24 protein-coding genes and 3 pseudogenes are annotated in these 25216 nt (G+C 72.5%); 13 read left to right on the forward strand and 14 right to left on the reverse strand.

Going from position 1 to position 25216, the window contains the following annotated elements:
* The 5 genes and pseudogenes from ACWCP0_RS02610 to ACWCP0_RS02630 all read right to left on the reverse strand — a co-directional run.
* A pseudogene (locus tag ACWCP0_RS02610) lies at positions 1-170 on the reverse strand (DUF692 domain-containing protein); the annotation flags it as partial.
* A 96-nt stretch (positions 171-266) separates the two neighbouring features.
* Entirely contained in the window at positions 267-1310 is a 1044-nt protein-coding gene (locus ACWCP0_RS02615) for a TIGR04222 domain-containing membrane protein (protein WP_451077034.1), read from the reverse strand.
* A 5-nt stretch (positions 1311-1315) separates the two neighbouring features.
* A complete protein-coding gene (locus tag ACWCP0_RS02620) occupies positions 1316-2881 on the reverse strand; it encodes a DUF692 domain-containing protein (protein WP_451077035.1) in 1566 nt (521 codons plus the stop codon).
* A 106-nt stretch (positions 2882-2987) separates the two neighbouring features.
* Positions 2988-3770 (reverse strand): DUF4142 domain-containing protein, encoded by a 783-nt coding sequence (locus ACWCP0_RS02625; RefSeq protein ID WP_451077036.1) that lies wholly within the window; start codon positions 3768-3770, stop codon positions 2988-2990.
* A gap of 200 nt (positions 3771-3970) precedes the next feature.
* Positions 3971-4687 (reverse strand): peptidyl-tRNA hydrolase, encoded by a 717-nt coding sequence (locus ACWCP0_RS02630; RefSeq protein ID WP_451077037.1) that lies wholly within the window; start codon positions 4685-4687, stop codon positions 3971-3973.
* Positions 4688-4758: 71 nt separating this feature from the next.
* On the opposite strand from ACWCP0_RS02630, the gene ACWCP0_RS02635 reads away from it, so the two are divergent.
* From ACWCP0_RS02635 to ACWCP0_RS02650, 4 genes and pseudogenes are all read left to right on the forward strand, one after another.
* Positions 4759-5436, forward strand: a complete 678-nt coding sequence (locus ACWCP0_RS02635) for an AIM24 family protein (RefSeq protein WP_451077038.1) — start codon at positions 4759-4761, stop codon at positions 5434-5436.
* Positions 5433-5738, forward strand: a pseudogene (locus ACWCP0_RS02640) (ATP-binding cassette domain-containing protein); the annotation flags it as partial. The gene ACWCP0_RS02635 and the pseudogene ACWCP0_RS02640, both read left to right, overlap by 4 nt.
* Positions 5739-5788: 50 nt before the next feature.
* Positions 5789-6148, forward strand: a complete 360-nt coding sequence (locus ACWCP0_RS02645) for a hypothetical protein (RefSeq protein WP_451077039.1) — start codon at positions 5789-5791, stop codon at positions 6146-6148.
* A 74-nt stretch (positions 6149-6222) separates the two neighbouring features.
* Complete coding sequence (locus tag ACWCP0_RS02650; RefSeq protein ID WP_451077040.1) at positions 6223-6414, forward strand: hypothetical protein; 192 nt, start codon at positions 6223-6225, stop codon at positions 6412-6414.
* 130 nt (positions 6415-6544) lie between these two features.
* On the opposite strand, the gene ACWCP0_RS02655 is transcribed toward ACWCP0_RS02650, so the two are convergent.
* The gene (locus tag ACWCP0_RS02655) at positions 6545-7531 is read right to left on the reverse strand and encodes a polysaccharide deacetylase family protein (RefSeq protein WP_451077041.1); all 987 of its coding nucleotides are present in this window, start codon (positions 7529-7531) and stop codon (positions 6545-6547) included.
* A 183-nt stretch (positions 7532-7714) separates the two neighbouring features.
* Between ACWCP0_RS02655 and ACWCP0_RS02660 the strand changes: the two are divergent.
* Positions 7715-8827: pseudogene (locus ACWCP0_RS02660) on the forward strand (S1 family peptidase); the annotation flags it as partial.
* A gap of 128 nt (positions 8828-8955) precedes the next feature.
* Here ACWCP0_RS02660 and ACWCP0_RS02665 read toward each other — a convergent pair.
* From ACWCP0_RS02665 to zapE, 3 genes are all read right to left on the reverse strand, one after another.
* On the reverse strand, positions 8956-9861 hold the full coding sequence (locus tag ACWCP0_RS02665; RefSeq protein WP_451077042.1) for a PPK2 family polyphosphate kinase: 906 nt from the start codon (positions 9859-9861) through the stop codon (positions 8956-8958).
* 272 nt (positions 9862-10133) lie between these two features.
* Positions 10134-10559, reverse strand: coding sequence for an OsmC family protein (locus tag ACWCP0_RS02670; protein WP_351222162.1), 426 nt, complete (start codon positions 10557-10559; stop codon positions 10134-10136).
* A gap of 51 nt (positions 10560-10610) precedes the next feature.
* Complete coding sequence (gene zapE, locus ACWCP0_RS02675; RefSeq protein WP_451077043.1) at positions 10611-11666, reverse strand: cell division protein ZapE; 1056 nt, start codon at positions 11664-11666, stop codon at positions 10611-10613.
* Positions 11667-11718: 52 nt separating this feature from the next.
* Here zapE and ACWCP0_RS02680 point away from each other — a divergent pair, with 52 nt between their 5' ends.
* The 4 genes from ACWCP0_RS02680 (at position 11719) to msrB (ending at position 15410) form a co-directional block, all read left to right on the forward strand.
* Positions 11719-12483 carry a pyrimidine reductase family protein gene (locus ACWCP0_RS02680; RefSeq protein ID WP_451077044.1) on the forward strand — a complete coding sequence of 255 codons (765 nt, stop codon included), beginning with the start codon at positions 11719-11721 and terminating at the stop codon, positions 12481-12483.
* 104 nt (positions 12484-12587) lie between these two features.
* Complete coding sequence (locus tag ACWCP0_RS02685) at positions 12588-13058, forward strand: indole-3-glycerol phosphate synthase (protein WP_451077045.1); 471 nt, start codon at positions 12588-12590, stop codon at positions 13056-13058.
* 513 nt (positions 13059-13571) lie between these two features.
* Positions 13572-14969, forward strand: a complete 1398-nt coding sequence (murC, locus tag ACWCP0_RS02690) for a UDP-N-acetylmuramate--L-alanine ligase (RefSeq protein WP_451077046.1) — start codon at positions 13572-13574, stop codon at positions 14967-14969.
* A gap of 33 nt (positions 14970-15002) precedes the next feature.
* Entirely contained in the window at positions 15003-15410 is a 408-nt protein-coding gene (gene msrB, locus ACWCP0_RS02695) for a peptide-methionine (R)-S-oxide reductase MsrB (protein ID WP_451077047.1), read from the forward strand.
* Positions 15411-15493: 83 nt separating this feature from the next.
* On the opposite strand, the gene ACWCP0_RS02700 is transcribed toward msrB, so the two are convergent.
* The 4 genes from ACWCP0_RS02700 to ACWCP0_RS02715 form a co-directional block, all read right to left on the reverse strand.
* Positions 15494-16765 carry a hypothetical protein gene (locus tag ACWCP0_RS02700; protein WP_451077048.1) on the reverse strand — a complete coding sequence of 424 codons (1272 nt, stop codon included), beginning with the start codon at positions 16763-16765 and terminating at the stop codon, positions 15494-15496.
* 242 nt (positions 16766-17007) lie between these two features.
* The gene (locus ACWCP0_RS02705; RefSeq protein ID WP_451077049.1) at positions 17008-17949 is read right to left on the reverse strand and encodes an intradiol ring-cleavage dioxygenase; all 942 of its coding nucleotides are present in this window, start codon (positions 17947-17949) and stop codon (positions 17008-17010) included.
* Positions 17950-18214: 265 nt separating this feature from the next.
* Positions 18215-19873 carry a hypothetical protein gene (locus ACWCP0_RS02710; RefSeq protein WP_451077050.1) on the reverse strand — a complete coding sequence of 553 codons (1659 nt, stop codon included), beginning with the start codon at positions 19871-19873 and terminating at the stop codon, positions 18215-18217.
* Positions 19874-19884: 11 nt separating this feature from the next.
* Positions 19885-20295 (reverse strand): VOC family protein, encoded by a 411-nt coding sequence (locus tag ACWCP0_RS02715; RefSeq protein WP_451077364.1) that lies wholly within the window; start codon positions 20293-20295, stop codon positions 19885-19887.
* 95 nt (positions 20296-20390) lie between these two features.
* Here ACWCP0_RS02715 and ACWCP0_RS02720 point away from each other — a divergent pair, with 95 nt between their 5' ends.
* Together ACWCP0_RS02720 and ACWCP0_RS02725 are read left to right on the forward strand one after the other, a co-directional pair.
* Complete coding sequence (locus tag ACWCP0_RS02720) at positions 20391-21029, forward strand: nucleoside/nucleotide kinase family protein (RefSeq protein WP_451077051.1); 639 nt, start codon at positions 20391-20393, stop codon at positions 21027-21029.
* 22 nt (positions 21030-21051) lie between these two features.
* A complete protein-coding gene (locus ACWCP0_RS02725; RefSeq protein ID WP_451077052.1) occupies positions 21052-21558 on the forward strand; it encodes a GNAT family N-acetyltransferase in 507 nt (168 codons plus the stop codon).
* Between the two features lie 91 nt (positions 21559-21649).
* Here ACWCP0_RS02725 and ACWCP0_RS02730 read toward each other — a convergent pair whose 3' ends face one another.
* Positions 21650-22309, reverse strand: a complete 660-nt coding sequence (locus ACWCP0_RS02730; protein WP_451077053.1) for a DUF4232 domain-containing protein — start codon at positions 22307-22309, stop codon at positions 21650-21652.
* A gap of 459 nt (positions 22310-22768) precedes the next feature.
* On the opposite strand from ACWCP0_RS02730, the gene ACWCP0_RS02735 reads away from it, so the two are divergent.
* Entirely contained in the window at positions 22769-23734 is a 966-nt protein-coding gene (locus tag ACWCP0_RS02735) for a hypothetical protein (RefSeq protein ID WP_451077054.1), read from the forward strand.
* A 109-nt stretch (positions 23735-23843) separates the two neighbouring features.
* A complete protein-coding gene (locus tag ACWCP0_RS02740) occupies positions 23844-24917 on the forward strand; it encodes an aminopeptidase P family protein (RefSeq protein ID WP_451077365.1) in 1074 nt (357 codons plus the stop codon).
* Positions 24918-25216: the final 299 nt, after the last annotated feature.

Genomic DNA, 25216 nt, shown 5'->3' on the forward strand with positions numbered 1-25216 from the left:
TCACCTCCTGACGAGGGCGGCGCGGGCCGCCCGTACGAGACGGGTTGCGCGACGGGGCGGCCGGCCCCGGCCCGGTCCTGCCACCGGTGCGTGAGCCGCCGGCGGGCGACCGGGTCGTCCGGCCGCCCGGCGATCAGCAGCTGCTCGGCGAAGTCCAGGGCGTCCCTGCGCGCGGGGTGGGAAAGGTGGGGGAACGCATCGTGCCTCCTGCGTGCGGCCCGCACGCTACTGGGCCCGGTGCTGATCCTGTGAGCGGTTCCGGAAAGTCAGCTGGAACTGCTCCCTCCGCCACAGCTGGAACTGCTTCCTCCGCCGCAGCTGGAACTGCTTCCTCCGCCACAACTGGATCCACCGCTCGAGCTGCCCCCGCCGCCGGAGGAGCCGCCGCAGCCACTGCTGCAGCCACCGCTCCCGCCGCACGTGCTGCCGCCCGCGCCGCCGCAGCCACCGCCGCCGGAGCCACCGGAACCGGCGTCCGACGATGCGCACCACACGACGGCCGGGACGAACATGTCGTCCGAACCGTGGCCTCCGGAAGTCCGCGCCCGGCCGGTCCGTACCAGCCGGGCGGCCGCCACCAGCTGCGCCTGGAGCACCGGGTCGGGCAGCGCGCGCAGCCCGCCGAGCGCCACACGGTTGCCCGCGTCGGCGGCGTACACATGGGCCGCCCGGTACTCGGCGGCGGCGCGCCTGCCTGCCTCGGTGACCTTTCGGCTCGCCTTCGTCGTACAGACGATCCCGATGATCAGGCCCACGAAGAAGACCGGCAGGAACTTCACGATGAACGGGACAGGGATGCCCGCGTCCCCCTCGAGCGTCACGTACTGCACGACGGTCAGCACGATCGAGACCGGAAGCATCAGGAAGAGGCAGACCGTCTGCGTGACGGCCCAGCGGCGCCACGTGCCGAGGGCGCGGGGCTCGATCATCAGCCCGCGGGCGGCGAGCGCGTCGCCGATCTCCTGCACGGCGGGGCTGCGCATCACGGCGAGCCGCATCGTGTGCAGGGCCCCGTGCGGCGCGGCGGCCGCCTCCTGGAGCACGGCACGCTCGACCGGGTCGTTGGCCGCGGGCCGCACCACGGCGACGATGCCGGGGCCGCCGACGGCGAGGCGCCCGTCCGAAACCATGGTGGCGAGCGCGGTGTCGACAACCCGGGCGGGCCCTCCGTTGAGGAACGCGACCTCCATGAGGTCGTGGACGGGGCCTCCGGTGCCTCGGCGGCGCGCGGCGGACAGCCCCCGGATCAGCAGTGTCGAGGAGACGGCCACGGCGATCGTCACCAGCACGGCGAGGACGTTGAACAGCATCGGGGTCACCTCCTGACGAGGGCGGCGCGGGCCGCCCGTACGAGACGGGTTGCGCGACGAGGCGGCCGGGCCCCGGCCCGGTCCTGCCACCAGTGCGTGAGCCGCCGTCGCGCGACCGGGTCGTCCGGCCGCCCGGCGATCAGCAGCTGCTCGGCGAAGGCCAGGGCGTCCCTGCGGTAGCCGTCACGCATGGGCCGGGTCCTGGCGTACGCCAGGAACGCGGCCCGGTAGCCGTCCCCGAGAATCTCCGGCAGCTCGGGGGCCACCTTCGCGACGACGTCGGCCCGCTTGGCGGCGAGCGCCCGGCCCTGCACCCGCAGCCGCCGCGAGTCGAACCCCTCCGGCACGGGCGTGCCGGCGACGAGCGCGGACAGCAGCGCGGCCTGCGCGAGCCCGACGCGCTCGCGCACGGCGTCGCCGGTGGCCCGGCACCCGCCGGGCTCCTGGTGTCCGGGGGGCTCCCCGTCCCCGGCCGGTACCGCTGCCGCGTCCGTGAGCGGGCAGGCGGTCACCCTGGCCTGCGACCGGGGGGTTCCCGTTCCTGCGGGGGCAGCGGCTTTCCGCGGCGCGGCTTCGCCGGCGCCTGCCTGCGTTGTCCGTGGCCCTGGGCGGGCGCCGCCCTGGGCATCCCGGCCGGCACGGCCGGCGTCGCCACTCGCACGACCCGCCACCCGACCTGTCGCAAGGGCTGCCTGCTGGAGAGTGGTGACCGACGCCGTGGTCCGCCGCGCGAGCGCGGACGCCGCCGCCAGGGTGCGGCTGATCGTCGCCAGCTCCGCCTCGAGTTCCCCCGGCGGCGGGAAGTCGTCGTCCCGCTCCAGCAGCACGCCGGGCGGGTCCGTGCGGGAGCGCAGCTCCGCCAGGATGTCCAGGACCGGGCGGGTCACCGGGTGGGCGTGGGTGTCGTGCCAGACGCCGTCGCGCTCGACACCGCCCGCGACGTGGACGTACGCGATGGCCTCGACCGGCAGCTCGTCGAGCGCGGCCACCGGGTCCTCGCCGCGGTTGACGTGGTTGGTGTGCAGGTTGGCGACGTCGATGAGGAGACGCACGCCGGTGCGCTCGACGAGCTCGGCCAGGAACTGGCCCTCCGTCAGTTCCTCGCCGGGCCAGGAGATCAGCGCGGCGATGTTCTCCAGGGCGAGCGGCACCGGCAGCGAGTCCTGGGCGATGCGGACGTTCTCGCAGAGGACGTCCAGGGCGTCCCGGGTGCGCGGGACCGGCAGCAGATGGCCCGCCTCCAGGCGCGGGGACGCGGTGAGCGGGCCGCCCGCGCGGACGAAGGCGATGTGCTCGGTGACCAGCGGGGCGCCGAGCGCCTCCGCCCGCTCGGCGAGGGCCGTCAGCCGGGCCGGGTCGGGGCGCTCGGCGCCGCCGAGGCCCAGGGAGACTCCGTGCGGGACGACCGTGACGCCGCGCTCCCGCAGCCGTACGAGGGACTCCGGCAGGTGCCCGGGGCACACGTTCTCCGCCACGACCTCGACCCAGTCGAGGCCTGGCAGCCGTTCCACGGTGTCGGCGATCTCCGGGCGCCAGCCGATGCCCGTGCCGAGCCTGTCGAGCTTCTTCATGGGTCCCCCTCCTCTGCATGTGCAGGGGTCATGGCCCCGCCGGACCCTGCCGAATCCAGAGGAGGGGACGTTCAGAGGTTGATTTGAGGTTCCTGCGGAATCCGGGTCACTGGGACGATCCGGGCGCGGGCCGGTTCGTGTTGACCGCCGTCGGCGGCCCGGGCTGTGTGGAAGGCCGCGAGGTGAACGACTGGTCGCTGCCGGTCGGGCCGGCCGGGGACGGCGCCGGCGGCAGGTTGCCGTCCGGGGGCGGCGGGCCCGTCGGGCTGGCCGTCGCCAGACCGGCCGCGTCGTTGGCGATCGCGTCGAAGTCCACCATGCCCGTGCTCTCCAGCATGGTGATGTGGTCCAGCACGGTCTGGTTGGCGTCGCTCGCCAGCTGGCGTATCAGCGTGTTCCGCGTCGTGTGCCGGACCTGGGCGACCAGCGAGAAGACCTTGCCGTGCGCCATGCGCAGCAGGTTCGCGAACTTGTACTCGTACTCGCGTCCGCTGGCCGCGGACAGCTCGCGCAACCAGCCCTGCTGCTGCTCGGTCGGCTGGTTCGGCAGCTCGACGCCGAGCTTCGCCGCCACATCGCGGGCCCGCTGGTCGAGGTCCGTGTGTCCCACGACCAGGTGGTCACCCGTGTCCTTGATGGCCTGGCTGGGGGCACGCTCGATGGCCTGCTGGCCCGCGGGCAGCTCCCAGAGTCCGGCCAGCCGCACCTTGACCAGGAAGTCGCGGTCGGTCGCCGACAGCGGGCCCCACTGCGTCGCCACGCTCGACGCGTTGAGGTTGGCCTGCCCGGTCCCCGAGCGGTCGGCGTACGACCAGACGGGGAACGCCAGCGCGCCCACTGTGACGACCAGGGCCGCGATGATGAGTGCTGTCCCGTTGATGCGCCGCAACAAGTGTTCCTCCCGAGCCGTTGTGCGTACCGCAGAATCGACCGGCAACCGAACCGGTGGTTCAACCTACTTGGCAGTACCGGAAGGTACGTAACGGGGCCGGGTTCCGTTCAGAGGCGTACGGAACCCGGCCCCGGTCCGGTCGGCGGTGTCCGGGTTCGTGGGCGATCGTTCCGTCCACGAACCGGCCCGCGAGCGGCTCAGTCGCGTACGGGGTGGTCGGCGACGACCGTGACCGAGCCCGGCGCGATCTCCGTGAAGCCCGCGTCGCGGACCGTCGGAAGGCCGCTCCCGACGAGCTCGGCCCAGCGGCCGGGCCGCGCCGTCCGCACGGCCAGCGGGAACCCGGCCTCGTGCCACGCCTTGCGCTCGGCGTCGTCCATGGCCCACCACAGCAGCTGCGCGCCGTGCCCGACCTGCGCCATCTCCTTGCCCGTCGACATGCGGAGGTCGGGATTGAGCCAGATCACGGCCCGGCCGGGGCCGACGTCACCGGCCGGCTCATCGGCGTCCTCCAGCTCCGTCCCCGACACCTGCAGCTTCGCCAGGTCCTTGGGCCAGCCGTCGAGCGGCACCGGCGGGAACACCCGCACCTCCGCGAACCCGCCCGTCACCGTGATGCCGTCGAGCGCCGACGCCTTGCGCCACTCCGCGCCGCGCGCCCGCCGCACCACCTTGCGGATCCGGGCGTCCTGCCAGTCCCGCACGGCCTGCGCCCACGGGCCGTCCCCGAGCGAGCGCTCGTCGGAGAGCATCACGAGCACCGCGCGCGCCGCGGTCTCCAGCGCGTCGGTACGGGACGGGGGAGCGGTCCTCTCGATCCGCACGACGAGCGGGAGAACGAACTGCGGGGCCTCGTCGCGCGTGGTGCGCTCCTGTCGGAAAGGGCTGTCGGGACGGCTGTCATGGCTGCTCACCCGGACAGTCTGCCAAAGCTCATCCTGGAGGATGTTGGCGGAACGAAATCCTCCGGGCGACGATGCCCCGCATGAAGAGCGATCTTTTTGCCACCGAGAACATGGCGCAGCAGGCCTCCGTACCCGGCATGAGCCTGCAGAACGCCAAATCGATCAAGTACGCGGTCAACGGGGAGATGCTCGCGCGGCAGGGCTCGATGATCGCCTTCCGCGGCAGTCTGCAGTTCGAACGCAAGGGCCAGGGCATAGGCGGCATGCTCAAGCGGGCCGTCACGGGCGAGGGCCTGCCGCTGATGGCCGTACGCGGCCAGGGCGAGGCATGGTTCGCGCACGAGGCCGCGAACTGCTTCATCGTCGACATCGAGCAGGGCGACGCGCTCACCATCAACGGCCGCAACGTGCTGTGCTTCGACTCCACGCTGTCGTACGAGATCAGGACCGTGAAGGGCGCCGGAATGACCGGGGGCGGCCTCTTCAACAGCCTCTTCAGCGGATACGGCAAGCTCGGCGTCATCTGCGAGGGCAACCCCATCGTGATACCCGTGTCGGCGCAGCAGCCGGTGTACGTCGACACCGACGCGGTCGTCGGCTGGAGCGCGCAGTTGAACACCTCGCTGCACCGCTCGCAGTCCATCGGTTCGATGCTCCGCGGCGGCTCGGGCGAGGCGGTCCAGCTCATGCTCCAGGGCGAGGGCTTCGTCATCGTCAGGCCCAGCGAGGCCACCCCTCAGAAGGCCGCCGCCAGTTGAGACTGCGGGACGTCGGCCGCCGGTACGGATCGGCCGGGCCGTGGGTGCTGCGCGGGGTCGGCCTCGACCTGCCCGCGCGCACCCTCGTCCGTGTCCGGGGCGCCAACGGCAGCGGGAAGTCCACGCTGTTGCGGCTGCTCGCGGGGATCGACGCGCCGACGGAGGGGCGCGCCAGGGAGCGGCCCCGGACGGCATACGTACACGAACGCTTCCCGGCGGCCGTGCCGTTCACGGCGCCCGGCCATCTCGTGCACCTAGGCCGGATCCACGGGCTCGGCCGCGCCGCCGCGGAGCGCGGGGCACGGCCACCGGTTGGGCCTCGGCCCTGGGCGGCGTCGGTACCGGCGTCGTGGTGATCAGCAAGCCGATGAGCGGCGACAACCAGGTCGAAGTGGTCCTGCTTCCCGCGACCGTCGCGGGGCTGCCGGCCGCGGTGGTCTGCGTCCTGACGGGCGCCTCGGCGGGCGCCCTGTGCACCCGGCCGCTGCTGCGCGGCCGCGGCTGGTCGATCGCCGCGACCGCCCTGGCCTCGCTGCTGGTCCTGGTGACCACCGGCTCCCCGGCGAAGGCCGCCGTGACCGCCCTCGTCACCGGCTCCCGCACGGGCACCGTGCACCACGCGGTGCTGCCGCCGGCGGCGGCGGTGGTGGTCGCGGGCGGGGTGGCCGCGCTGGTGTGTCTGCCGAGCCCTCGGCGCGACGACGGCGACTGAGGGCAACGGCGACTGGCGGCGACGGTGACCTTGGGCGACGGCGACTCGGGACGACGGTGACTAGACTCGTACATATGAGCGATCTGTCTCCGTACTGCGAGCCCTCGGTCGGCGTGCCGTCCGCCACACCCGAACAGGCCGAAGGGCCCTTCGCGGACTGCGTGCTGTGCGGAGACCCGACCGAGTATCCCGAGTCGGTCAAGGGCGTCACCCTCTGCCCGGTCTGCGAATGGCGCGAGGCCGAGCGCACGGCCTGCTCCGGCTGACGCCTGCGGCGGGCCTTCCCCCGGCATCCGCAGCCCTTGTTCCGGGGGCGTCGGCGGACGGGCCGGCCCCTCTGGGGCCCGTCCGGCGATTGAGGACGGGCCGCCCGGACGGCAGCGGGCGTGCGCTGCCCTACTGTTCGCGCCCCGCCGCCATCAGTTCCGAGACCTTCACGAAGCGGTAGCCGCGTTTCCGCAGCGCCGGCACGATGCGCTCGATCGCCCGCTCGGTGACCGGCGCCGCGCTGCGCGTGCAGTGCATGACGACCACGGAGCCGGGCCTGACGCCTGCCAGGACCTGGTCGGCCACCGCGGCCGGGTCGTTGGCGAAGGCATCGCCGCTGATGACGTCCCACTGCACGGCGGTGACCTTCGTGGGCGCGAGGGCCCGGAGGGCGTCGTCGTTGTAACAGCCGCCGGGGAAGCGGAAGTACGGCACGACATTGCTCACCCCGGCCGTACGGAATACCTCGAACGCCCGCTCGACCTCCGTGGCCATCTGGTTTCGGTCGACCTCCGGCAGGCCGTAGCACGGGGACGCGAAGGCGTGGTGGCTGTAGGAGTGGTTGGCGCTCTCGAAGAGCGGGTCGTTGCCGATCGACCACGCCTGGCCGGGGTACTCCTCGGCCCAGCGGCCGGTCATGAAGACGGTGGAGGGGACCTTCAGCCGGCGCAGCGTGGCGATGAGCGCCGGGTTGTCGAACCGCTCGCCGCGCGCGGCCATCGGTCCCTGATCCACCGTCATGACGGCATCGAAGGTGAGCGCGACGATCTTCTCCCCGGCAGCTGATCCGGCGGACGTCCCGGCGGACGTCCCGGCGGACGTCCCGGCGGACGTCCTGTCGGACGTGCCGTCAGGGGTGTCGTCGGACAACCGTGCCCGCATGAACACCGGGGTCAGGCCCGCGGCTCCGGGCGCCATGGTGGGCGGCTGCGTCGCGGCGGCGGTCTGCGTCGCTGACGCGGAAGGTCTGGCGGAGGGACTGGGGGAGGGGGCCGGTGGAGTGGCGCCCATGGTCCCGTCGGCCCCGACGGTCCCGCCCCCGCCTCTTCCTCCGCAACCGGCGAGCGCGACAACGAGCGCCACAGCCGCCGTCCATTGACGTACAAAATTGGTCACTCACGGAAAATATACGATCATCCGCTGATGTCCTGAACGCCTCGCCCTGACATGCCGTCAAGAAGATTTCCCTGCCGCGACGATGAACGGAACGACTCCCGCCATCCGTATGAAGGGCCGGACGCGTCCCCCGGTCGTCCCCCTCGGCGACCGGAGTCCGTACCCCCCGCAGGAGGCGAAGAGTTGACTCACAGGCGAATACCCAAGCGGAAGGCCATACTCGCGGGAGCCGGGGCGGTGGGCATCGCCGCAGCGGCCGTACTGCTGCCGAATGCCAACGCCTCGCAGTCCGGGTCGGAGGACGACCGGCCGGGCTCTCCCGGAAAGATGAGCGCCGCGTCCGCCTCGGAGCTCCTTCAGCGGCTTGGCAAGCAGCTCGGCGACTCCTACGGCGGCGCGTACTACGACGCCGCCCGGCAGCAGCTCGTCGTCAACGTCGTCGGCGACGACAGCGAGGTGGACGCCCAGGTCCGCCGGGCCGGCGCGGTGGCCAGGAGCGTGCAGAACAGCTCGACCGCGCTGAAGTCCGCCACCGACTCGCTGTCGCGCCGGGCCGCCGTACCCGGCACGGCGTGGGCCGTCGACCCGCGGACGAACCAGGTCGTGGTCACGGCGGACCGCACGGTCACCGGTGGGCGGTGGGACAGACTCGAGTCGGCGGTCGAGGCGCTCGGCGACGGTGTGGCCCGCATCCGGAAGTCGGCCGGTGAGTTCAAGCCGTTCCTCGAGGGCGGCGACGCCATCTTCGGCGGCGGCTCGCGCTGCTCGCTCGGCTTCAACGTCACGACGCAGGACGGACAGCCCGGCTTCCTCACCGCGGGACACTGCGGCGTCGCGGCCGAGCAGTGGTCGGAGGACGCCGGCGGCGCGCCCATCGGCACGGTCCAGGAGGCAGTCTTCCCCGGGGAGGGCGACTTCGCGCTCGTCACGTACGACGACCCGGGCACCGAGGCCCCGAGCGCCGTCGACGTGGGCGGCGGACAGCTCCTGGAGATCCAGCAGGCGGCCGACGCGGCCGTCGGCCAGGAGGTCTTCCGGATGGGCAGCACCACCGGTCTGCGGGACGGCCAGGTCACCGGCCTCAACGCCACCGTGAACTACCCGGAGGGGACGGTCACGGGCCTCATCCAGACCAATGTCTGCGCGGAGCCCGGCGACAGCGGCGGCGCCCTGTTCACCCGGGACGGGGACGCGGTCGGTCTCACCTCGGGCGGCAGCGGCGACTGCACATCGGGCGGCGAGACCTTCTTCCAGCCGGTGACGACCGCGCTGGAGGCGGTCGGCGCGCAGATCGGCTGACGCCGGTCACCACGAGGCGACCGAGGCGACCGAGGCGACCGCAAGGTGGCGCCAGTGAGCGCGAGTCGGCGGCCCCGGGCATCGGCGGATGCCCCGGGCCGCCGCCCACGTCCCGCCGTCACGGCTCAGGGCGCTTCCAGGAGTCGCTTCCTGTACTCCGCCACGTCGAAGTCCTCTTTCGGGTACTGCGGATCCAGCTCCTCCAGATGTTCCAGCAGCAGCCTGCTGACCGCCCAGTTCCGGCACCACATGCGGTCGGCCGGTACGACGTAACTGGGCGCCCCGGCCGTCGAGCACCGCCGCAGCGCGAGCTGGTACGCCGTCCGGTACGCGGGCCACAGGGCCCGCTCCGCGACGTCGCCCTCGTTGAACTTCCCGTGCTTGTCCGGGTTGTCGAGCCGCGCGAGCAGTCGCGCGCGCTGCTCCCCGTGGGAGATGTGCAGGAAGACCTTGACCACCGTCACGTCGTCCTCGGCGAGTGTCCGCTCGAAGCGGTTGATCTGCCCGTAGCGGCGGCGGATCCGCTCGCGCGGCACCAGCTCGCGCACCCGGGCGATCAGCACGTCCTCGTAGTGCGAGCGGTCGAAGATGCCGGTCTCGCCGGAGCGCGGCAGCTCCCGCACGATCCGCCAGAGGAAGGGATGGTCCTGCTCCTCGGGAGTCGGCGCCTTGAAGGCCCTGATCCGGCAGCCGGCCGGGTTGAAGAACCCGATCACGTGCTTGACCGTGCCGCCCTTGCCGCTCGTGTCCATGCCCTGGAGCACCAGCAGCAGTCGGCGGGGGGCGCTCGCCGCGCTCGCCGTGTACGGCCGCTCCTGCAGGCCGGCGAGGTGCCGGCCCATGGCGGCCGTCGCGGCGAGGCCCGCGGCCTTGTCCTCGGGACCGCCGGGTGTGGCCCGGGCGTCGTACGACGCCAGGTCGACGCTTTCACCCGGCGGCACGCGGAGCAGGCCCCGGAGCGGGCCGGGGTTCCCGTCCGCCTTCCGGCCGTTCTCCGACGTCGAACTGCTCGTCGCCCCGCTTGTCGTCACCGCGCGCCCGTCCCGTACCGGACCGATGCCTCGATCCTCCGCCGGAACGGGTACGCCCGCGAGCGAGGGGCGGTGAAGGACGGGATCTGACGTCCCGTCAGCCGAACGGGAACAGGGGATGTGACCCACATGCGTGCACCATGCCTACTGCTGACGCATGACGCATGACGCATGAGGTGCAGCGTCACGCATCACGCACGACGTGCATCGCATCACGCATGACGCGTACCGCAGCACGCATGCGGGCCACTCTGCCCGACAGGGCCCCTGCGTTATGCCAGCTTGGCGGTCAGGGTGATCGTCGTACCCGTCAGCGCCTGGCTGACCGGGCAGTTCTTCTTGGCGTCCTCGGCGGCAGCCTGGAAGGCCTCCTGGTCGAGGCCGGGAACCTGGCCCTCGACGGTCAGGTGGATGCCGGTGATGCCCTCGCCGGGCTGGAAGGTGACATCGGCCTTGGTCTCCAGCCGGGTGGGCGGGGTGCCCGCGCCGGTGAGGCCGTGCGAGAGCGCCATCGAGAAGCAGCTGGAGTGGGCGCCCGCGATCAGCTCCTCGGGGCTGGTCTTGCCATTCGCCTGCTCGGCGCGCGACGGCCAGGAGACGGGCTGGCTCGGGATGCCCGAGGAGTCGAAGGTGACGACGCCCGAGCCCTTGAGCAGCTCGCCTTCCCAGACGGTGTGCGCCGTACGCGTGGTGGCCATGATGGATCCCTTCTCAACGAACACAATGAATCGGTTCCAACCGGCCCCAACCTACTGGTCCACGAGGCCCTTCGCGTCCCGGGCGAGGGCGGTCAGCCGAGAGATGGCGCGGAAGTACTTCTTCCGGTACCCGCCCTTCAACATCTCTTCACTGAACAGCCGATCGAAGGGGAGCCCCGAGGCGAGCACCGGGATCTCGCGGTCGTAGAGCCGGTCGGCGAGCACGACGAGCCGCAGCGCCGTCGACTGGTCGGGCACCGGTTGCACGTCGGTGAGGCACACGGCGCGCAGCCCGTCGGTGAGCGCCCCGTAGCGGCTCGGGTGGACGCGCGCGAGGTGCTCCAGGAGCCTGGGGAACTCGTCGAGCGACGCGCCGTCGGTGGCGTACGCGGCCTTCGTGACCTGCTCGTCCGCGTACGGCGGCGGGGCCTCGGGCAGCCCGCGGTGGCGGTAGTCCTCGCCGTCGATGCGCAGGGGCCGGAAGTGCGCCGACAGGCCCTGGATCTCGCGGAGGAAGTCGGCGGCCGCGAACCGGCCCTCGCCGAGCTTCCCGGGCAGCGTGTTGGAGGTGGCCGCCAGCGCCACGCCCGCGTCGACGAGCTTGCCGAGCAGCGTCGACACGAGAACGGTGTCGCCCGGGTCGTCCAGCTCGAACTCGTCGATGCACAGCAGCCGGTGTCCGCTCAGCGTCTTCACCGTCTGCTGGAAGCCGAGCGCGCCGACCAGATTCGTCAGCTCCACGAAGGTGCCGAACGCCTTGAGCGCCGGCTCGGCGGGTGTCGCGTGCCAGAGCGAGGCCAGCAGATGGGTCTTGCCGACGCCGTAGCCGCCGTCCAGATAGACCCCGCGCGGCGCGGCCGGAGCCGCCGGCTTCTTCGCGAACCAGCGGCGCCTGCCGCTCCCGGTCGCGTGCGCGCCGCCCAGGCCCGCGGCGAAGGCACTCAGCACGGTGACCGCCTCGGTCTGGCTGGGCTGCTTCGGGTCGGGGGCGTACGTGTCGAAGCGGACTGAGTCGAAGCGCGGCGGCGGCACCATCTCGGCGACCAGACGGTCGGCGGGGACATGCGGCTCGCGGGCGCACAGGGACAGCGGGACCGCTTCGGTCATGGGACTGGTCGACACAGTCCCCAACTCTACGGGCCGTGCCAGACTGCACGGTATGCGACGCCTGTTCCCTGTGACCGACCCGACAGCCGACACCCGTGACCGGGAGTGGGCGCTCGACGAGCTGGCCGACGCCTACGCGTATCCCCCGGGGGACGGGGTGTGGCTGCGCGCCAACATGGTCTCCTCGCTGGACGGGGCCGCCCACCACGAGGGCCGCTCGCAGCCGCTCTCCTCCGACATGGACATGCAGATCTTCGGCACCCTGCGGGCGCTGGCCGACGCGGTGGTCGTCGGTGCGGAGACGGTGCGCCAGGAGGGTTACCGCCCGGCCCGCGCCCGGGACGCCTTCGCGGAACGCCGGGCGGCCGCCGGACAGGGCCCCGCCCCGGCGATCGCCGTGGTCAGCGCGAGCCTCGACCTGGACTTCACCCTTCCGCTCTTCACCTCCCCGCTGGTGCCGACCCTCGTCCTGACCGGCGCCGCGGCCTCCCCGGACCGCTTGGCCGCGGCCGGGAAGGCGGGCGTCGAGGTGGTGATCGCGGGCGACGGTCCGGGCGTCGATCCGGCCCGAGCCGTACAGGCTCTGGCGGACCGGGGCCTGCGGCGGCTGCTCACCGAGGGCGGGCCGAGGATGCTCGGCCAGTTCATCGCGGCCGGGGTGCTGGACGAGCTGTGCCTGACCGTGTCGCCGACCCTGACCGCGGGGGACGCGCAGCGGATCGCGGGGGGCCCGTCGAGGGAGGTCCCTGAGCGCTTCGCGCTGGCATCGCTGCTGGAAGAGGCCGGGTTCCTGTTCACCCGCTACCGTCGGACCTGAGGGTCCGCGGAATTTGTCGATCCGGTTATCTCGGGGCGGGCACTATTACTCTCAGGCCCCGTGCGTGCACGGGGAAGGATGGTTTCCGCAGAAGGGCTCCTGACGTGTTCACAAGCGTTCTGATGATCGAGAAGCCCCTCACGTCCACGGACGTGGAATTCGTCACGACCCTGCACGGTGACGAGTCCATCTCGTTCATCGTGCTCATGCAGCCGCGCGGCGACCAGGCGGACCTCCTGCTGCGCGCCATCGACGACGTCGCCATGGGCGAGCTGAAGGAAGCAGTCCGCGAGGGCGATGTGCCCGAGGGCGAGGAGGCCAGGAAGCCCGCGGAGCTCGCCCTGGAGCACTCGCTGGCCGCGCTGCGGGCGGCCGGCTGCGAAGCCGTGGGCCAGGTCGTCGAGGACCATCCGCTCACCAAGATGAAGTCCGTCGTCGAGGAGTCCGGCGCCGACGAGGTGATCGTGCTCACCGCTCCCCACTATGTCGAGGAGTTCTTCCACCGGGACTGGGCCTCCCGGGCGCGGCACAAGGTCGGCGTACCGGTGCTCAAGCTCTTCGCGCACAGCGAGTAGGCGCGGCGCCCGCCTCACTGCCCCGACTCGGCGCCGGCGCGTCACGCTGTCGTCGACGTCTCCGTTTCCTCCACCGCCGACACAGTGGGGTGCTGCCATGTGCCGGCGTCGGGAGCAGGCCGGGACACCGGCGGCTCGGGCCCGGGGGCCGTCTCGACGAGGTGCAGGAGCCCGGTCGGCTTCGTGCCGCCGCGCCCCGTGCCCAGAACCTGGGCCAGAACATGGTCATGGGCGTTGCCTCCGCCCTGTTCGGCGCGGGCCTGGGCGGCGGCCGTCCGCCCGGCCCGGGTCGACTACGGCGCCGTCTTCGGGCTGCCGCACCTGCCGTACCGTCCTGGCCGCTGTGCTCGCCGCCCGCGGCCGCAGTGCGTGAGCGCCGCCTGCCTCTCCGCACACCTCTGGGGCCGTTGGACCGTGGGCGAGGAACTAGGCTGGGTGCCTCGCACGACGCCACACCGCGCAGTGCACCCGCACACGGCACACTGCACACCTCGCACCCTGGGAGACACACGCATGGCATCCGGCATCCCCCACGCCATGGAACGGCCGCACTTCATCGGCATCGGCGGCGCCGGAATGTCCGGGATCGCAAAGATCCTCGCCCAGCGGGGCGCCAAGGTCGCGGGCAGTGACGCCAAGGAGTCCGCCACCGCGGAGGCGCTGCGGGCGCTCGGTGTGACCGTTCACATCGGACACTCCGCCGATCACCTCGCGGACGACGCCTCCTGCGTCGTCGTCTCCAGCGCGATCCGCGCCGACAACCCCGAGCTGGCCCGGGCCGCCGAGCTGGGCGTGCCGGTCGTGCACCGCTCCGACGCGCTCGCGGCACTGATGCAGACCGCGCGCACGATCGCCGTCGCCGGCACCCACGGCAAGACCACGACGACGTCGATGCTCGCCGTCGCCCTGAGCGAACTGGGCCTCGACCCGTCGTACGCCATCGGCGGCGACCTCGCGGGACCGGGGACGAACGCCCGCCACGGCGAGGGCGAGCTCTTCGTCGCCGAGGCGGACGAGAGCGACCGCAGCTTCCAGAAGTACGACCCGGACGTCGCGATCGTCCTCAACGTCGAGCTCGACCACCACGCCAACTACGCCTCGATGGACGAGATCTACGAGTCGTTCGAGGCCTTCGTCGCCAAGATCCCGGCGGGTGGCACCCTGGTCGTCGGCGAGCACGCGGGTGCCCGCGAACTCGCGTCGCGCGTCTCAGGCCGCGAGGACCTGACCGTGGTGCGCGTCGGCGAGTCCGCGGACTCCGACGTCCGGATCCTCGCGATCACCCCGAACGGCATGGCCAGCGAGGTCACCGTCACCCTCCCGGACCACGGCGAGCTCACCTTCACCGTCTCCGTCCCCGGCCGCCACTATGCCCACAACGCCGCCGCCGCCCTCGCCGCAGGCGTCCGCACGGGCATCGACCCCGCCGACCTGGCCCGCGCCCTCACCGCGTACACCGGCGTCGGCCGTCGCCTCCAGCTCAAGGGCGAGGCGAAGGGCGTCCAGGTCATCGACTCGTACGCGCACCACCCCACCGAGATGACCGCCGACCTGGAGGCCATGCGCGCGGCCGCCGGATCCTCGCGCCGGCTGCTCGTCGTCTTCCAGCCCCACCTCTTCTCCCGCACCCAGGAGCTCGGCACCGAGATGGGCCAGGCCCTCGCGCTCGCCGACGCCTCCGTGGTCCTCGACATCTACCCCGCCCGCGAGGACCCGATCCCGGGCGTCACCAGCGCCCTCATCACCGACGCGGCCACCGCGGCGGGGGCCCGGGTTACCGCCGTCCACGACAAGGCGACCGTCCCGGACGTGATCGCGGGAATGGCAGCCCCCGGCGATCTCGTTCTCACCATGGGCGCGGGCGACGTCACGGAACTCGGACCGGAGATCCTGACCCGCCTGGCGCAGTGACCCAGAGTGACTCGGAGCGAGGGAGAGCGAGCAATGGCGTACGACGTCGACAAGCCGGACGAGCAGTGGCGCGCGGAGCTGACACCCGCGGAGTACCAGGTCCTGCGCCAGGCCGGCACCGAGCCCGCCTTCCGCGGTGAGTACACGGACACCAAGACCAAGGGCGTCTACTCCTGCCGCGCCTGCAGCGCCGAGCTCTTCACCTCCGGCACCAAGTTCGATTCCCACTGTGGCTGGCCGTCCTTCTACGACCCGAAGGACACGGACGCGGTCGAGCTGATCGAGGACCGCTCCCACGGCATGGTCCGCACCGAAGTGCGGTGCTCGAGGTGCGGCTCGCACCTCGGGCACGTCTTCGAGGGCGAGGGGTACGCGACGCCGACGGACCAGCGGTACTGCATCAACTCGATCTCGCTGCGGCTTGCGCCGGACGAGGACTGAGGCTGAGGCCCGCCCGGTCGGCTGTCGGCCGGTGACGTGCCGAGGCCGGCGACGCGGTGTGCGTCGCCGGCCTGAGCAGGCCTTCACCTCAGCAGGCCGGCGGCCTCCTGGAAATCGGCGAGTGCCTCGGCGTAGCACCGGACCGCGATGAGCAGCGTCGACCGGTCGGTCAGGGCTCTGGCCAGCATGGCGGAGCCATGGCCCTTGTCCAGCTCGGCCAGTCGGCGTGCGAGCGTGACTCCCTGGTCGAACAGCGGACGCAGCGGTTCCATGATCAGGTAGGTCCGTGCCTGCCAGTGGATAGCCGAACGGATCGTCAGCCTGCGGTGCACAGCGACCAGTTCTGCGAGATGACCTCGTGGGTCGGTACGGGCCAGGGACGCGAGGGCGGCGGCGTCGTGCTCGAGCGCGGTCCTACCGTCGAAGTACGCCTGCCTGACGTCGGGAGACCAGCCGAGGTCCGAGCCGAACGGCGGCGCCGGCTCACCGGGCGATGCAGGCTGCTCGTCCGCTCGCCCCGACAGGCCCAGCAGGACCGCCCACCAGGCGAGGATGGAGCTCCAGCCCTTGCGCTCGCCGGTCTCGGCCAGCTCGGTCAGCAGGCCGAGGGCCTCTCCCCGTGCCTCATGCGCCTCGCCGCACCGGCCGTGTGCGTCCAGCATCTGGGAGAAGCGGACGAGATCCCACACCAGGATGGCGAGCGAGGTGTCGCCCTCGTCGAGCTCTGCGCGGGTGTTGCCGACGAGTTCCGCGAAGGCGTCGAGAGCAGCGGCGTGCTCCCCGGCTGCATCCAGCTCGGCGGACCACTCGAGCATGGACCAGTCGGGGGTACGTGCCGTTCTTCCCTGCGACCGCCCGGCCTCGACGATCTTGCCGTAGGCCTGTGCCGCCTCGCGGTGGCGTCCCTCCTCGGCCAAGGCGGTGGCCAGCGGCCCGAGCCCGTACACCGGGCTGGACACCTGGCCGGCCTCGAACGCCTGCCGTCCGATCTCCGCGATCTCCTCGCGCACCGAGAAGCCCTCCGCTCGTCGTCCGAGCGCATAGAGCCGGTGCTGGTAGGCGTCCAGCGCGTCGATGAGCAGTTCGGCTCGCTTCGGCTCCCTCTCGTCGAAGCGCCGGGCTGCGGCGACCGCCTCTTCGATGACGGACAGGCGGATCTCCGGTCGGTCCCGGAATTCCCGGTGACTGAGCGTCAGCAGCGCCCGGGTGAGCCGTGGGAGATAGGCCAGCGGGCTCACCTCGGCCAGCACCCGGTACGCCCCTACTTCCTGGTGGAGGCCGAGCCTCCCCGATCCGAGCAGCATCGTTCGTGCTCGCAGCACTGTGTCCTGATCGACGTTCTCGGAGTGATTCATGGCGGCGATTCTGGGAGTCGTCGAACAGGCCGGACAAGGCTGCTGAGCTGTGCCGCTCGTCCTACGAAAAAGCCCCCTGACCTGTCATGATGGTGGTGTCACCACCCCTTTCCACCCTGCGGGGCACCAGTCGGATGCCGATGGCCCGTCGGCCGGTTGCGCCGTGACGCCCGCAGGTCTTCCACGGGTCTTCGGCCGAGGGCCCGGAAGCGTGACGCTTCCGGGCCCGTTCCGTAGGTACGTCAGGCCGAAGGAGACGCGGTGGCCGAGGCGCCGGGCTGGACGCCGGTGCCTGTGCCGTCGTTGGTGGCCTCCGGGGCGACGCCCATCGTGATCGTGCCGATGACACCCTGGTCGATGTGCCCCTTGCGGTACTTGAGCTTCAGCAGACCGCCCGTGACCCCGCTCCGGTCGTAGATGGTGTCGTCCTGGAGCGTTGTGCGCTCGGTCGTGCTGGTGCTGTACGGGGCGACCGCGGCGGAGGCCAGAACGGACTCCTCGTCGAAGAAGAACTGGCCGGTGTGGCAGGTGCGCCCGCCCTCGTAGCCGGAGTCGGTGAGTTTGCCGTCGACGTGCACCTTGGTGTGGACGTGGACGGTGCGGCCGCGGTACCAGCCCGGGAAGATCGTCCGGAACTCGACGTGGCCGCTGCGGTCGGTGAGCTGGGTGCCGCGCAGATAACGCTTGTCGTCGGTGGGCTCCTCGTGCACGCCGCCACCTCCTCCGCCCGGGCCGCCGGACGGGGGCGCGCCGGTCGGGGTACCGGTGGGAGGTTCGCCGGTCGGCCCGCCCTCGGGGGGTGTGCCGCCGCCGCCCGAACTGAGGCTCTCGTAACCGGAGTAGATACCGAGCGCATCGCAATGCCAGATGTCAACGGCCGCATTGCGCAGCGGCTTGCACGTCTCGGCATCGATCACCTTGAGCCTGAGGACGAGCGGGATGCCCTCCTTGCCCTCGGTGATGTTCTTACGGATCTTGTCGGCGTCGATGTAGTACGGCCCCTCGGTCGTCTCCGATGTGAGCTTGTAGCACTCCTCCCCAGTGGCCCCAGTGGTCCCGGAGACCCCATTGGCCGCGCCCTGGCCTTTCTCCTGGCCGGCCGACGCCGTCGTGACGGCCACCGCGCCGATTCCGGCCGCGGCCACCGCTGCGCCGCCCGCCAGGATGACCCGGCGCCGCGACATGTTCCGCTTGTGGGCCGGTCCCGGTCCCGGTCCCGGTCCTGGTTCCTGTCCCTGTCCCTGTCCCTGTCCCTGTTGTTCTGTCATGCACAGGGACGCTAGGCAGCGGAGCTGAGAGGGGCGTGGGCGTGAGCTGTGAGTTCCTGTGAGCCCGAAGTCGCCGTCGACGCTCGCAGACCGGTGGGAGGTGCTCGACCTCGTACCCGTAGGGAAGACCGCTCGCGCGGAACCGGACCTGCCGCCATGGCAGGACCCGGCCGCCCCACGTCTAACGCGGCAGACGCGCGACCGCCCACTTCGCCTCCTGCGCCAGCGGCCCAAGAGCCTTGCGGGACGGCTCGGCGATCTCCTTGAGCAGCGTCCTGCCGTGGGACATGGCCTTGCGGGCCACGCTCGCGGCGTCGGAGCCGGCGCCGTCATCGGAGGCGACGTCCGAGCCTGGCTCGGCAGCTGCTTCGGCGGCGGCGAGGGCGAGGAGGAGGTACTCCTCCGTGACCCGTCCGCCGAACCGGCGTCGCCGCCGCCAGTCCGGCACCGCGTCCCGTTCCTGGGCGGCGGGCGGTTCGAGGCCGAGGTCCAGCTGGAGCTGGTCGGGGTTCTGGTCGGAGGCGCTCACCGGGGCGGGCTCCAGGGCGGCGACGACACGCTCCAGCGCACGCAGGGCCCCGGAAAGGCCGGCCGCGCTGCGCTCGTACGCGGCCAGAACCAGCCCTGCCGACGCGCGGTGCCATGCAGTGTCCTGCAGTGACATGACGTTGTACTGCGCACGCGCGGCCTGAGTGAAGTCGCCGAGCAGCGCCAGCTCCTGGGCGATCCCCTTCAGGAGCGGCGCGTCGGGGCCGGTGTCGTCCAGCATCCGGATGAGGGTGACCCGGGCGAGTTCGGTACGGCCCTGGCGGCGGGCCAGCGTCACCCACGTCAACTCCGGTGCGGCGGAGGGGTTCTGGCCGTATCGCTCCGCGTCGAGCTCCCGTGCCCGGGCGGCACGGGCCTCCGGCTCCTCCGGCAGCCACAGCGGTCCCCCGCGCAGCAGCGCGGCGTCCTCGGCCAGACCGTGCCGGCCCACCAGCACTGCCGCGAGGCGCAGCTCGTCGCTGTGTCCCGTGTCGGCGGCCTCCCGCTCCAGCAAGTACCGCAGGAGCGGGAGATCGCCCTCCCTGCGGTCGAACTGGGCTGCCCGCAGGACCGTCGCCCGCCGCACCGCATCCGCGGCCGTCTCGCCCCAGGTGCCGCGGTCGCCCGCCGCCCGCATCGCGGCCAGATCCGCGCGGCCGGGGGCGAGGACGATCTCCCGGAGCGGGGTGCGCGGATGGGGGTCGAGCAGTGCGTATGCCGGCCCTTCGTCGGCGTTGAGCAGCACATGCTCCGGCTCGGTGCGCAGCAGCGCGGCGTGCAGCATGCCGAGCAGCTCGACGGGGGAGCGCTCCGGGAGGCCGAGGGCGGTCCGCAGCTCGATGCGCCGCGCGTCCAGATCAGGTGCGTACGACTCCCGGATGCCGTTCTCCTGCTCGGCGACCGCCGCGAGGATGCGTTCCTCGCCCGCCTCCGGCGCGAGGGCGACGTAGTCGTACCAGCCGGGCAGCCCGATCAGGATCTCCAGCGCCTCGGTCACGGTGGCGCCGATCAGCCCGGCCTGCCCTTCGGACGAGGCGTACAGCACAGGTCCGTCCGGTCCGTCGGGTTGGTCCTGTCCGTCCGGTCGGTCCGGGCCGTCGGGGCCGCCGCACAGGAAGTACGTGCCGCCCGAGTCGTCGCCGGCTATCGGCTCCGGCGATGCCCCCGAGGCGAGCCGCACGGCTTCCCCGTGCTCCGCCCGCTGGAGGTCGAAGTCGAAGGGGAACGCGGCGAGTTGGGCGAGGCGGGGGTGCTCCCGGAGCAGGCGAAGCGGGTCGAGCGGGTCGAGCGGGTCGGGCGCGGGGTCGGTCATGGGGTCGTACGCTACGCGGGCGTCGCCGGCTGCAGCAGGTCCCAGCGGTTGCCGTACAGGTCCTCGAAGACGACGACCGTGCCGTACGGCTCGTGGCGAGGCGCCTCCAGGAAGCGCACCCCGGCCGCCGTCATCCGTGCGTGGTCGCGGGCGAAGTCGTCGGTGTGGAGGAAGAAGCCGACCCGGCCGCCGGTCTGTGCGCCGACACTCGCCAGCTGCTCGTCGTCCTTGGCGCGGGCGAGGAGCAGATCCGTACCGCCGCTACCGCTACCGCTACCGTCGCCGGGGCGGACGACGACCCAGCGCGAACCGTCACCGCGGTCCGTGTCCTCGACCAGCGTGAAGCCGAGAGCGTCCCGGTAGAAGGCGATGGCCTCGTCGTAGTCGCGTACGACCAGCGTGATCAGGGCGATACGGGGCAGCTGGGCCGACATCTGTTCTCCTCGGTGCGGGGGCCCAGTATCGCCGACCGTCCCGTCGATCGCTGCCGCGCACGGCTCCGGGCACAATGCCTGGCATGGACCCGTCGATCGAGCAGCTCACCGACCGCGCCCGGCACCTTGCCCGCCCCGGTGCCCGCCGGATCCTCGGTATCGCCGGGGCGCCCGGAGCCGGGAAGTCGACGCTCGCCGAGGAGCTCGTGGCGCGGCTGGGCGGGCTCGCCGTGCTCGTACCCATGGACGGGTTCCACCTCGCCCAGGCCGAACTGGAACGGCTCGGACGGGCTCGGCGCAAGGGCGCGCCCGACACCTTCGACGCCGCCGGATACGCCGCACTGCTCGCCCGGCTGCGCGCCCCCGAGGCGGGCACGACCGTGTACGCGCCCGCGTTCGACCGCAGCCTGGAGCAGCCCGTGGCCGGCAGCATCCCCGTCTCGCCGGACCTCCCGCTGGTCGTCACCGAGGGCAACTACCTCCTGCACGACGAGGGGCCCTGGGCGCGGATCCGCGCCCTCCTCGACGAGGCGTGGTACCTGGACCTCGACGACGCACGGCGCGTGTCCCGTCTCATCGACCGGCACGTCCGCTTCGGCAAGGAGCGCCCGTACGCCGAGCGCTGGGTCAGGGATTCGGACGAGGCCAACGCCCGCCTCGTCGCACACGGCCGGCACCGTGCCCATCTGACGGTGCGGATGGACCAGCCGTGGATCGCTTGAGTCACCGTTCTATGGTTCCCGCATGACGACAACGCCCCGCCTGGAGAAGATCACCCCCGGCAATCTCGACGCCGCGATCGGCCTGAAGGTCCGCCCGGACCAGGAGCATCTGGTCGCGCCGGTGGTGAAGTCCCTCGCCGAGGCGTACGCGCACCCCGGCGTGGCCTGGCCCCGCCTCATCCTCGACGGCGACCGGCCCGTCGGCTTCCTCATGGCCTTCTTCGGCATCGACTTCGCCGGCGACGGCACGGGCACGGACATCCGTTCCGGCCTCTGGCGCCTCAACATCGCCGCCGGAGAGCAGGGCCGGGGATACGGCCGCTTCGCGGTCGAGTCAGTGGCCGCCGAGATCCGCCGCCGCGGCGGCAACCGCCTGACCACGACCTGGCACCCGGGCGAGAGCGGACCGGAGGGCTTCTACCTGGGGCTCGGCTTCCGGCCGACGGGTGAGACGAGCGGGGATCAACGCGTGGGTGAGCTGGAGTTGGACCAGGACGGAGTCGGCCCCGGGAACCGGACCGTCCGCTGACCGCCGGGAACGGGCCGAGCTGTCGCGGGAGATCGGCGTGTGCGGCTGCCGTGGGAGCACCGGCCGCTGCTCACCGGCCCAGCCGTCGGCGCTAGTCGACGACCTTCTGCCACGCGGTCGTGCCGAGCAGTCCCGTGTCGCCGACATCGAGTCCGCCCTCCGGTTCCACCGTCTGCCGGTCGCCCCCGGCGGCCGGCGCGATCTCCACGTACACGCCACTCCCGCGCCGTGTCGCCGGATCGACGGCCGAGTAGCGCCAGACGAACACGCTGTACGCCGACTCTCCGGCCCGCAGGGTCACGGGGTGCGGCCCCGGGTCGTCGAGCGTGGTGATCGGTCCCGGCCCCTTGAGCACAGTGACGTTCATGCGCTTGCGGTCCACGTCCCGCACCCGTACATCGGGGTAGCCGTTCAGCCGCTGGTCGCGCTCACCGCAGTTGGTGAGGGTCACGGTCATGGCACGCAGCCCCATGGCGGCGGTCACCATGCCGGCCGACACCCGCACACCCGTGTCCGGGCAGCCCTGCCCGTCCTCGGACGGGGGCAGGCCGGCGGCACCTCGCGGGGGCGTCTGCGCACCGGCCGACGGACCGGTACCCGACCGGTCCTCGGCCGGCGGCCGGGGCTGCGCCTGCGCTGCGGTCCGTTCGGGGTCGACCTCACGGTCCAGTTCGGCCGAGAGCCCGCACCCGGTGGTCAGGGCGGCCACCGCCGCCAGGATCAGCGCATGTCTCACAGGTATGACGGTCACGCGGCGATCATCACACGCCGTCACACCTCGCGGTCGTGATTCACCGGACACCATGTACGGCCCCACGGCCCCACGGCCCCACGGCCCCACGGCCCGCGGCCCGAGCGATGCGGGGCGGGGGTCCGGGGTCGCGCCCGTGCACGAGAGGCTCCCCGTGCGCCGGCACGTCATCGCCGGCTGGAGCTCGCCGGACGGCGACCAGAGCCGTGGCCCCTTCGTCGTCCTCTGCGACACGGTGCGCTGAGGCGGACGAGGCGGCAGGGCTGGTCACAGGGCTCGACCGAGGTCTGCCGACCAGCCGAACCGGCCGGTCGACCCACCGGCCGGCCCGCCGACCCCGGGGGATGCGCTCGAGGGACCTCCTGGGGGTCGCCTGGGACCTCCTGGGCCTGAAGAGCGCGGCCGGAGGGGAGGTCGGTAGGCTCGAAACCAGAGCACACATGAGGAGCGGGGGCTGACGTGGGGCTGTTCCGGCGAGGGCCGAAGCGTGACGGGGTCGACGCGCCCCGGGACGAGGAGTTCTCCTTCTTCTCGGCCGGGGAGGGCGCGCGTTTCCGTGGCCAGGTACGGGAGGCCTTCGCCGAGCAGGGGCTCGAGGTCACCGTGTACGCCGACGTCGTCACCGACAGCGCCGGGCGGCAGTTCGGGCTCGGCAACCTCGCCGCGGTCTGCCACAACGACGAGCGAGGCCCGCGTGCATGGCCCGAGGTGATCCGCGGGCATGTCGCGATGGTGCTGCGCACCATGGACGCCCCGTCCGCGCTGGACACCCTTCCGCCCGACCAGATCCGCTCCCAGCTCTACCCGCGCGTGATCGGCGCGGAAGGGCTCGACCCGACGACCTTCGGGTACGCGCGGTCCCTCGCCCCGGGACTGTGCGAAGTCCTCGCCCTCGACCTTCCCGAGAGCGTCATGATGCTCACCGACGAGGCCCTGGAGCCGCTCGGGGAGGTGCCGCGGCTGCGGGAGCGCGCGATGGACAATCTGCGCGGGCTGCCCATCGAGGGCCACGAGACCATCAAGGACGCCGGGGGCATGTGCTTCGAGGTGGTCGTCGGCGACTCCTTCTACACCGCGAGCCGGGTCCTGGTGCTGGACGCGCTCGTCCGCCAGGTCACCGGGCAGCACATCACCGCCGACGGCGCGCTCGTCGCGCTGCCCTTCCGGCACCAGGTCGCGTTCCACGTCATCCGCGACGCCTCCGTGATCCCGACCCTGAACGGAATGGCCGCGTTCGCCGCCACCGGGTACGAGGACACCCCGGGCGCCATCACCCCGTACGTCTACTGGTGGCGCAACGGCACGCTCACCCAGCTCAGCGACCGCGACGAGGACGGCGAGGGGCTCCGCATCGTCGTCGGCGAGGACTTCCAGGACCTTCTGGAGCGTCTCGTGGCGCAGCAGCCGTACGACGACGAGGACTGACCGAGGAGAGCCCGTGACCGGCACGAACGCACCCGGAGCCGCAACCGGATCCGCATCCGCACCCCTGTCCGCGCCCGCGTCCTTCACCGCCGACGACTACCGCGCCCGGATGGCCCGCGCCGCCCGCTCCGCCGCCGAGGCCGGGCTCGCGGGCCTCCTCGTGGCCCCCGGCCCCGACCTGGTGTACCTCACCGGCCACCAGCCCGTGACCACCGAGCGGCTCACCCTCCTCGTCCTCGGGGAAGGCCGGGACCCGGTGCTCGTCGTGCCGACCCTCGAGGCCCCCGACGCCGAGCACGCGGCCGGGGCGTCCGCGCTCACCCTCCGCGACTGGACCGACGGCAAGGACCCGTACGCCGTCACCGCGCCCCTGCTCGACGCGGCGGGCCGCTTCGGGGTCAGCGACAACGCCTGGGCGATGCATCTGCTCGGCCTGCAGAAACAGCTCCCTGGCACCTCGTACGTGGCCCTCACCGAGGCGCTCCCGATGCTTCGCGCAGTGAAGGACGCGGCCGAGCTCGCGCGTCTCGAAGCAGCGGGCGCGGCCGCCGACGAGGCGTACGGCGAGATCCTCAAGGTCCGCTTCTCCGGCCGCAAGGAGACCGAGATCGCGGCCGAGCTCGCCGAGCTGCTGCTGCGCTTCGGCCACTCCCAGGTCGATTTCACGGTCGTCGGCTCGGGCCCGAACGGCGCGAACCCGCACCACGAGGCGGGGGACCGCACCATCGTCGAGGGCGACATGGTCGTCCTCGACTTCGGCGGCCTCAAGCACGGGTACGGCTCCGACACCACCCGCACCGTGCACGTCGGCGAGCCGAGCACCGAGGAACAGCACGTCCACAACGTGGTACGCGCCGCGCAGCAGGCGGGATTCGACGCGGTCCGGCCGGGCGCATCCTGCCAGGACGTCGACCGGGCGGCCCGCAAGGTCATCGCGGCGGCGGGGTACGGCGAGTACTTCATCCACCGCACCGGCCACGGGATCGGTGTCACCACGCACGAGCCGCCGTACATGATCGAGGGGGAGGAACGGGAACTGGTGCCGGGCATGTGCTTCTCCGTCGAGCCGGGGATCTATCTGCCCGGGCGGTTCGGGGTCCGTATCGAGGACATCGTGACGGTGACGGAGTCGGGTGGGTGCCGCTTCAACAACACGCCGCGGGAGCTGGCGATCGTGGAGTAGGGGGTGGGGTGGGGGCCGCTGCGCGGGGCCTTTGCCCCTCCCCGCCCCTTCCCGAACTGGGGACAAGCCCCCAGCCCCCCATTCCGGGGTCTCCGCCCCCGGGCGCCCGCGCCTCAAACGCCGGCGGGGCCGGCTTTCGGGGCCCGCCCGGGCCCCCTCCCCCTACGCCCTGGCGGGTGTGGGGCGGGGGCGGACCTCAAGCCTGTCGGGCGTTTGAGGACGGACACCTGGGCCTACGGACGCCCGGCCCCGCCCCGCCGGTGCCGGGCGCACCTCACGACACCGGGTCCCACCGGCCG

The sequence above is a fragment of the Streptomyces sp. NPDC001970 genome, assembly GCF_053594115.1.